We start from the raw sequence: 9,065 nt of genomic DNA on the forward strand, positions 1-9,065 counted from the left end.
AGTTCCTCACCACCACGGCTCTCACTCCTCCACGCGGACGAGCATCCAGCCGCTGCCCAGCTTGGCCTGGGCGTGCTTGTACTTCAGCGTCTCCTCCGCGCCGGTCGACGGGTTCATGATCGTCACGCGGTCGTTGCGGCCGGGCTCTTTCTCTACCACGACGGGCGCGGCGGCGACCGAGGGGTCGCGCTCGGCGGCGGAGCCGTTGCCGCCGGAGGTGTTGATCCCGTAGCCCTGGCGCTCCTCCTTCTGCGTCTGGGCGCGGGAGCGGTCGAGGCGCGACTTGGGTGCGGCGGCCTGGGTCTGGACGCGCTTGCCGTCGACGAGCGGGCCGGCCTTGAAGACTTGGGAGACGATCTCGCCCTGGATCTCCTCCATCATCGCGGCGAAGAGCTTGTAGGCCTCCATCTTGTACTCGATCAGCGGGTCCTTCTGCCCGTAGGCGCGCAGGCCGATGCCCTCCTTCACCTCGTCGAGGTCGCGGAGATGCTCCGTCCAGCGAGCGTCGATCGTCGAGAGGACGGCGGCGCGCTCCAGGCCGTCGTTGACCTCCTGGCCGCCGGTGGCGAGCACGTCGTCCGGGCGGACGACGACCCGCATCAGCTTGCGCCCGTCGGTGAAGTCGACGAAGAGGCGCTCGGGGCGGTTCTCCTCGTCGCGCGTCATGACCTCCTGGATCGAGGTGTGGAACGGGCGGGCGAGGCCTTCGCGCTTGCGGTTGTAGTGCGCGACGGCCGCCTCGTAGATCTCCTCGACGAGGCCGTCCTCGCCGAGGCCGAAGGCGCGCTCGCGCTCGATCTCGAAGTCGAACGCCAGCGTCCGCATCAGCTCCTCGCGGAGTGCGTCGAGGTCGCCGTCGCCGAAGTGGGCGTGGACCGTGCGCTCGACGAGCTGGTAGAGCATGTCGAGGATGTCCGAGTGGAGGCGGTCGCCCTTGAGCGCGGCCAGGCGCTGGTCGTAGATCACCTCGCGCTGCGCGTTGAGCACGTCGTCGTAGTCGAGCTGGCGCTTGCGGATGGCGAAGTTGTTCTGCTCGACCTTCTTCTGGGCGCGCTCGATGCCCTTCGTGATCCACTTGTGGGTGATGACCTCGCCCTCCTCCATGCCGAGCTTGTCCATCACCTTCGCGGTGCGGTCATGGCCAAAGAGCCGCATCAGGTCGTCTTCGAGCGAGACGTAGAAGACCGACTCGCCGGGGTCGCCCTGGCGGCCGGAGCGCCCGCGAAGCTGGAGGTCGATCCGGCGGCTCTCGTGGCGCTCGGTGCCGAGGATCGCGAGGCCACCCCGGGCCTTGACCTCGTCCGAGATCTTGATGTCCGTCCCGCGCCCAGCCATGTTGGTGGCAATCGTCACCGCACCGGGGCGGCCGGCCTCGGCGACGATTTGCGCCTCGCTCTTGGCGCGGTCCTTCCGCGCGTTGAGGACGTTGTGCGGGATGTTCGAGCGCTTGAGCATCCGCGCGAGCGTCTCCGACACCTCGACCGAGGTCGTCCCGACGAGGACCGGCTGGCCGCCCTCGTGGTACTCGCGGATTTTGTCGAGGATGGCGTTGTACTTCTCGCGCTTGGTCTTGTAGACCAGGTCCTCCTCATCGGCGCGGGCGATGGGGCGGTTCGTTGGGATGATCGAGACCTCCATGTCGTAGATCTTCCCGAACTCCTCGGCCTCGGTCTCGGCGGTGCCGGTCATGCCGGAGAGCTTGTGGTAGAGCCGGAAGTAGTTCTGGAGCGTGATCGTGGCGTAGGTCTGGGTCGCCTGCTGGACGGTGACCTGCTCCTTCGCCTCAATCGCCTGGTGGAGCCCGTCGCTGTAGCGGCGGCCCGGCAGGACGCGGCCCGTGTGCTGGTCGACGATCTGGACCTTGCCCTCCTGGACGATGTACTCGACGTCCTTTTCGTAGAGCGTGTACGCCTTCAGGAGCTGGTTGACGGCGTGGATGTGCTCCGAGCGCTCGGCGAAGAGGGTGTAGAGGTCGCGCTTGGCCTCCTGCTGCTCGTTGGCGAGGACGCGGAGGTCGTTGTCGAGCTTGTTCTGGCGCTTCTCGTCGGAGAGCGAGGCGTCGGCGTCGAGCGACGCGCGGAGGTCGCGCTCCTTCTGCTCGAAGTCCTTCTCGATGCGGGCGATCTCCTCGCCCACGTCGGGGATGATGAAGAACGACACGTCGGCATTCGCGGCGTTCGCGATGAAGGCGCGGCCTTTGTCGGTCAGTTCGAGCGAGTGCTGCTTCTCGTCGAGGGCGAAGTGGAGCGCGGCGTCCACCTCGGGCATCCGCTTGGCGTTGTCCTGGAGGTAGAAGAACTCGGTCTTCTGGACGAGCTGCTCGACGCCCGGCTCGCCCTTGAGCTTGATGAGGCGCTTGTTGCGCGGGTAGCCGCGGTCGGCGCGGAGGAGCGTGAGCCCGGCCTCTTCCTCGAGCTCGCGGGCGCGCTTCTTGTCGCCTGCGGCCTCGGCCTCGTCGCGCTCCTTGAGCAGCCGCTCGGCGTCCCCGACGAGGCCGGCGACGAGCTTCTGCTGCGCGTAGATCAGCCGGTCGACGGGCGGGCGGAGTTCGTCGAAGCGGTCCTCGTCGGCGTCGGGGACGGGGCCGGAGATGATGAGCGGCGTCCGCGCCTCGTCGATGAGGACAGAGTCGACCTCGTCGACGATCGCGAAGTGGTGCTCGCGCTGGACGAGCTGGTTCGGGTCGACGACGAACGAGTTGTCGCGGAGGTAGTCGAAGCCGAACTCGTTGTTGGTGCCGTAGGCGATGTCGGCGCGGTAGGCGGCGCGGCGCTCGGCGGAGTGCGCCTGGTACTTGTCGATGCAGTCGACCTTCAGGCCGAGGTACTCGTAGATCGGCCCCATCCACTCGGCGTCGCGCTGGGCGAGGTACGGGTTGACGGTCACGAGGTGGACGCCGCGCCCGACGAGGGCGTTGAGGTAGACCGGCGCGACGGAGGTGAGCGTCTTGCCCTCGCCCGTCTTCATCTCGGCCACGCGCCCGCGGTGGATCACGATCCCGCCGATGAGCTGGACGTCGAAAGGCACCATCTCCCAGGTGATCTCGCTGCCGCCGGCCTCCCACGTCTTGCCGAGGTGGCGGCGGCACGTCTCCTTGACGACCGCGAACGCCTCGGGGAGAAGCTCTTCGAGCACGTCCTCGACCGCGTCGAGCCACTCGTGCTCCAGGTCGTCGAGCTGCTCGACGAGGGCCTGGCGCTCGCGGTGGCTCAGCACCGCCTCGGGCTCGGCCGCCTGCCCGTCGCCGCCGACGGCCCCGTCGGCCTCGGCCTCGTTGGCCGCCTTGAGCTGGGCGCGGACCTCGGCCTGCTCGGCCTCGACCTCGGCCACGGCCTCGGCGATGCGGGCCTTGAACTCGGCCGTCTTGCCCTGAAGCTCGGCGTCGGTGATGTGCTGGAAGCGGTCGGCGTAGTCGTTGATCTCGTCGACGAGCGGCTGGAACTGCGCGATGTCGCGGTCATTCCGCTCGCCGAAGAGCTTTTTGACGAAGTTGAGCATGGGGGAGGGCTATTCGCTGATTAGCTGATTGGCTGCGCCGCTGCTTCGCGGTCACTGATTGGGTGATTGGGAGGTCAAATCACCCAATCGGCGAATCAGCCAATCACTCAATGAGGTCGGGGGCTGCGTTTTTGCATCGTGGCGGGGTCCTGGACCGGTCGTACCTTAGTGCTTCGGCCCCCACCGGACAGACTGGCAGAAACTACAACGACACGCGGCGCTTATCGGCCCAGGGTACTGTCTCCACGCGCTCTTGCAAACAGGATACCGGACGCGCCGGCACCCTCCTCGTTTCGGCGTGTACCCTTTCGTTCTTCAACGCGTTCCTGTGCCGATGTCTACGCTGCGCCTCGCTGCCGTCTCGCTCTTCCTCCTCTGCACCGCCGCCGCAGCGGCCTTGGCGCAGCCGAGCCGGCTGACCGGGTTCGGGCTGCTGCGGCTGGAGCCGTCGGCGCGGGCGACGGCCCTCGCCGGGGCCTACGGGGCCGGGCCGGGCGGTGACGTGAACGCCCTCTTCGCCAACCCGGCCCTCCTCGACGAGACGAGCCACCGGCGGCTCTCGGTGAGCTACCTCAACCACCTCGCTGACATCAACGCGGGGTTCGCCGCCTACGGGCACCACACCGAGCGGCTCGGCGGGACACTCGGCGGTGCGGTCCGCTTCCTCTCTTACGGCGACTTCGAGCGCGCCGACGCCGACGGCACCCGCGCGGGCGACACCTTCGGCGCGTCGGAGGCGATCCTGACCCTTGCCTACGCCCGCCCGGCCGGCGAGCGCCTCCACCTTGGCGCGAGCGCGCACGCGGTGTTCTCGTCGATCGACGACGCGAGCGCGCAGGCGTTCGCCATCGACCTCGGGGCGACCTACCGCCTGCCGGAGCGGGGGTTCGCGCTCAGCGCCTCGCTCCGCAACCTCGGCGTCGTCGCGGGCAACCTGGGCGCGGAGGACGACGTGCTGCCGCTCGACCTGCGCTTCTCGGTCTCGAAGCAGCTCCAGTACGTTCCGATCCTGATCACGGTCGCGGGCTACGACCTGACCTCGTTCGAGAACGAGAACGGCTCGGCGCTCAACGAGATCGCCCGGCACCTGTCGGTCGGGGGCGAGCTTCGGTTCGGCGCGCCGTTCGCCGTGCGCGTGGGCTACAACCACCGCCTCCACGAGGAGCTTTCGACCGGCGAGCGGCTGGACCTGGCCGGGCTCGGGCTAGGCTTCGGGCTGAACCTGCGGCGCTTCGGGTTCGACTACGCCTACAACGCGTGGAGCTCGTTCGGCGGCCTGCACCACCTCACGCTGCGGACACAGCTGTGAGTCGATGTCCCGGTCGCGCTCGTACCTCCTGGCCTTTGCCGTCACTGTCGCACTGGTAGCCGTCGTCACTGCGGTTCTGCTTGACCGAAAGCCCCTTGTTCTCGCGGAGCACGTTGACGATTTCGACCGGCTCGCGGAACTCAGGATAGCATCCGAGGACAACAAACTCTGGCTTCGAGGTAGTTCTCTCGCACCGGGAGAAGCTAGAGACCTCATGACTCGCCTGCGCCTAAGCGCTGTGAGAGTTGATCCAGCGAGCCCGGAGCCGGGAACGTGGATAGTGTGTGCCGTTGAGGGAGGCGGCTATGGTAGCCGCCGATCATTCCTTCTCCATTTAGACTCGACACGATCCAATAGGTCAGAGCCGGTTGCTCGGAGCAGTCTGGGCGGATGGTGGTACCAAGCAAACTGTTTTCCGTAGCGCACAGGTAGGGCCTTTTCACGCTACAGGCGTAGCCTCGGACTCATGCTGCGGACCCAGCTCTGAGGCGGAATCTGGCCGCTCATGCCTGGACCGGTGGACCTCCACGAACGCCCCACGCGTAGGCGGTTTTCGCACCTCAGCCCTCTCTCGGCGCTCGGCTGGCGTATCATCACTCTGACATGTCACCACCGCACGGGGGCACGCGGCATCCGCAATGCTCGCCCCTGAGGTCTCATGCGCACCTCTCTCACGCAGATCCGCCAAAAGTACGCAGCCCTCCAGACGGAGCGGGTGGCGCGGCGCCGTGCCTTCGACCCCGAAGAGGCGCTGCTGATCTTCAGCGACCCGCGCGGCGGCAGCACATGGATCGCTGAGGTGCTGCACCACATCCCGCGCACGGCGGTCGTGTGGGAGCCGCTCCACGTCCGGGAGGTGCCGGCGTTCCGGGAGATCGGCTTCAAGTGGCGCCAGTACATCCCCGAGGACGCCGCATGGGAGGCGGCCCGCGAGACGTTCGACCGGCTCTTTCGCGGGGCGCTCCTCAACCGCTGGACCTGCCGCGTCTCCGACTGGCGCGCCATCACCCGTGCCGAGCGGCTGCTTGTCAAGTTCGTCCGCGGCAACGCGCTCTTGCCCTGGCTGACCGGGCAGTTCGCCTTTCGCCGCCCGCCCGTGCTCCTCGTCCGCCACCCCTTCGCGGTCGTCGCGTCCCAGATGCTGTACTTCTCGTTTGAGAAGCAGAAGACGCCGCCCTCGCAGTGGCGGGGCTTCGGCCGGCCGCCGACGGGGCGCTTCAACGACCTGTTCCACGAGCACGCCGCCTACCTGAAGACCCTCGAGACGCTCGACGAGGTGCTGCTGGCGCAGTGGTGCCTGACGACGCTGCCTACGCTCCGCCACCCGGCCAACAACGAGCGCTGGCTCACGGTCCACTACGAGACGATGCTCCTGGAGCCCGAGGCTGTCGTGGAGCGCATCTTCGCGGCGTGGGACTTCCCCGTGCCGCCCGGCGTGGTGGCGCAGCTTTCCCAGGCCAGCTCCACGACCAACAAGGCCACGTTCCAGCAGGGGGCCGAAGCGCAGCTCGCCAAGTGGCAGCGGCAGTTCGACCCCGAACAGATTCGCCGGATGCGCGCCGTGCTCGACTACTTCGAGGTCGAGGTCTACGACGAAGGATTAATGCCGCGTCTACCGCCGGGCGTACCCACAGCCTAGCGGCTGGCTCGGCCTCCCCGGGTATCCACCACCACCCCACCATGCCCAACCGTCTAGCGCGCGCCCGCCGCCGCTACCTCGACCTACAGCTTGCCCGGCTGGCCAAGCGCAACAGCTTTGCCCCGGAAGAGGCTCTGATTGTTTCGAGCTCGCCCCGGGGCGGTAGCTCCTGGCTCGCACAGACGCTGCACCAGATTCCCCGGACCGCCTTGCTGTGGGAGCCCCTCCACCTCCGCCACGCCGACGACTTCCGGGCGATCGGATTCGGCTGGCGCCAGCATATCCCGGAGGAGGCTGAGTGGCAGGAGGCGCGCCGGGCACTCGAGCGCCTGTTTCGGGGCAATGTCCTGAACGATTGGATACGGCGCGGAGCCAGCGTGCGCGAACTGGCAGCAGCCGACCGTGTGCTGGTCAAGTTCGTCCGGGCCAACCGCCTGCTGCCGTGGCTGACGAAGCAGTTTGCTTTCCGCCGCCGTCCCCTCTTCCTGGTCCGCCACCCCCTCGCGGTGGCGGCGTCGCAGGCCGTGCGGTTTCCCCCCCGGCTGAACCGGTTTGCCGACCACCGCCTCGCTGACTACGAGCGTCCGCACGGGGCCTTCCTCCAGACGCTTGGCACATGGGAGGAAATCCTCGCGGCGACGTGGTGCCTGACGATGCTGCCTACCCTTCGCCACCCGGCAAACAACGAGCGCTGGATCACGGTCACCTACGAACACCTGCTGGTCGAACCCCGGCAGACGCTGGAGCGCATCTTCGACGCGTGGGCTATGCCGATGCCGCCGCACGTCTTGGATGCTGTCCGCGAGCCCAGCTCCACGACAAACGAGGCGACCTTCCTCCAGGGGGCCGAAGCGCAGCTCGGCAAGTGGCAGCAGCAGTTCGACGCGGAGCAGATCCGCCGGCTGCGCGCCGTGCTCGACTACTTCGAAGTCGAGTTCTACGATGAAGGACTGATGCCGTGCGCGGCGGCATTCGGCGACCAGGTCCCCACGCCAGAGGCCAGGGTGCTAGTTTGAGCAGGTCCATGCCCTCTCACCCTACGCCTTCCACCATGCGCTCTCTGTTCCTGCTCCTCGCCCTCGTCCTCGGTGCCGGGGCGTGCTCCAATCCACCCCGCGATGAACCCCCGGACGACGCCGCAATGGAGGACGAGGTACCAATGGAGGGGACTGCCGAGGCGATGACCGGCGAACCGTTTGCGGTGGAAGCCGGGAGCACCGTCCGCCTCACCGAGGAGGGCGTAAGTGTGCGCTTCGACGAGGTGGTCTCCGACAACCGCTGCCCGGCCAACGTCAACTGTGTGCAGGCCGGCGAAGCCCAGGTCCGGTTCACCCTCGTCGACACCGGGCAGGGCGACATCCCCTTCACGCTCCAGATCGATGGCGGCATCACGGAGGTACAGGACATCGAGCGTTACCAGTTCGAGCGGGCCGACCGCTTCGTGGTGGCGTTGCTGCTGCTCCAGCCGTACCCCGGGCACGGAGAAGACGAGATGCCCATGACGGCGACCCTGGAGATGCGCCGCCTGACGCGGTGAGGGCCGCGCGCTGCCTGGCCCTCGCGCTCCTGCTCGCAGGGTGCAGCACCCGCCTGCCGGAGTCAAGCGGCCTGACGCTGACCGGAGACACACTCGGCGTGCAGCCGTTCGGGCCGCGCTTTGAGGACGCCCGGGCGCTGGCGGCCGATCCGTCGGGGCGGCTCTACGTCGTAGATGCCGGGGCGGCGGCAGTGCAGACCCTCGCGCCGGACGGGCGTCTGCTGGCGACGCTCGGCGGGCCGGGCACGGGCGACTACGCCTTCCTCGACCCGGCCGACGTGGACCCGACGAACGGCCTCGTGCTCGCCGTCGCCGACGCCGGCAACGGGCGCATCCAGCGGTTCTCGTTCGACGGCCAACTCGTCGAGACCCTGCGCGTGGCACCGGACCTCGACGAGACGGACGGCCCGCGCTCCAGCCGCTTCGGCGCACCCGACGACGGCGGCGACACGAGCGAGACTGGAGCCGGGCGGCCCGTAGCCGTCGCCTCGGCAGTCACGGGGGAACTGTTTGCGGTCGAAGAACTGCGCGGCGTGGTGCTGCGGTGGAATGACCGCGAGCGCTCCGTCCGGGTCGTCGGCGGAATCGAGGCGGGCGCCGGTGCGCTGCGCGGACCGGTTGGCCTCGCGCTCGGGCCCGACGGCCGCCTGTTCGTCGCCGACCGGGGGCACGCCGCCGTGCTCGTCTACGACGCCTTCGGGTCGTACCTCCGCCGGATCGCGAGCGGCGTGGCGCGCGACATCCGGGCCGTCGGGGTGATCGGCGAGCGGCTCGTGCTGGTGCTGCCCCGGCAGGCGCTCGTCTACGGCCTGGACGGGCGGCAGCGCCGCGTCCTCGCCTTCGACCTCGCCGAGCCGCTCGTGGACGCTGCTGGTGCAGAGGACGGCCTCGTGCTGCTGACCTCGACGCGTCTCTACCGCGCCGCGCTTCCGTGACCTCTGATACCACCTCTGAGGATTGTTGCCTCACTCTCATGTCATGCCCGCGCAGGCGGGCATCCATCAGGCGGCGGCGCTTCACACAGGGGGGTGCATGGGTCCCCGCCTACGCGGGGACGACCTCGTGTAGGTGAGACACTATCC

Annotated in this window: 6 protein-coding genes; 5 read left to right on the forward strand and 1 reads right to left on the reverse strand. The window is 68.4% G+C overall.

All coding sequences use genetic code 11. From position 1 onward, the window contains the following. Positions 1–21 precede the first annotated feature (21 nt). Positions 22–3,498 (reverse strand): preprotein translocase subunit SecA, encoded by a 3,477-nt coding sequence (secA, locus tag AAGI91_10940; protein MEM1043132.1) that lies wholly within the window; start codon positions 3,496–3,498, stop codon positions 22–24. A gap of 334 nt (positions 3,499–3,832) precedes the next feature. On the opposite strand from secA, the gene porQ reads away from it, so the two are divergent. The 5 genes from porQ (at position 3,833) to AAGI91_10965 (ending at position 8,918) form a co-directional block, all read left to right on the forward strand. Then, a complete protein-coding gene (porQ, locus tag AAGI91_10945) occupies positions 3,833–4,807 on the forward strand; it encodes a type IX secretion system protein PorQ (protein ID MEM1043133.1) in 975 nt (324 codons plus the stop codon). A gap of 658 nt (positions 4,808–5,465) precedes the next feature. Continuing rightward, on the forward strand, positions 5,466–6,446 hold the full coding sequence (locus AAGI91_10950) for a hypothetical protein (GenBank protein ID MEM1043134.1): 981 nt from the start codon (positions 5,466–5,468) through the stop codon (positions 6,444–6,446). A 41-nt stretch (positions 6,447–6,487) separates the two neighbouring features. Beyond that, positions 6,488–7,462 (forward strand): hypothetical protein, encoded by a 975-nt coding sequence (locus AAGI91_10955; protein MEM1043135.1) that lies wholly within the window; start codon positions 6,488–6,490, stop codon positions 7,460–7,462. Positions 7,463–7,497: 35 nt separating this feature from the next. After that, positions 7,498–7,983: a hypothetical protein gene (locus AAGI91_10960; GenBank protein ID MEM1043136.1), complete on the forward strand. Its 486-nt coding sequence runs from the start codon at positions 7,498–7,500 to the stop codon at positions 7,981–7,983. Beyond that, positions 7,980–8,918, forward strand: a complete 939-nt coding sequence (locus tag AAGI91_10965; protein MEM1043137.1) for an NHL repeat-containing protein — start codon at positions 7,980–7,982, stop codon at positions 8,916–8,918. The genes AAGI91_10960 and AAGI91_10965 overlap by 4 nt, the downstream gene beginning before the upstream one ends. Positions 8,919–9,065 lie beyond the last annotated feature (147 nt).

The organism is Bacteroidota bacterium (genome assembly GCA_038746285.1).
Classification (GTDB): Bacteria; Bacteroidota; Rhodothermia; order Rhodothermales; family JANQRZ01; genus JANQRZ01.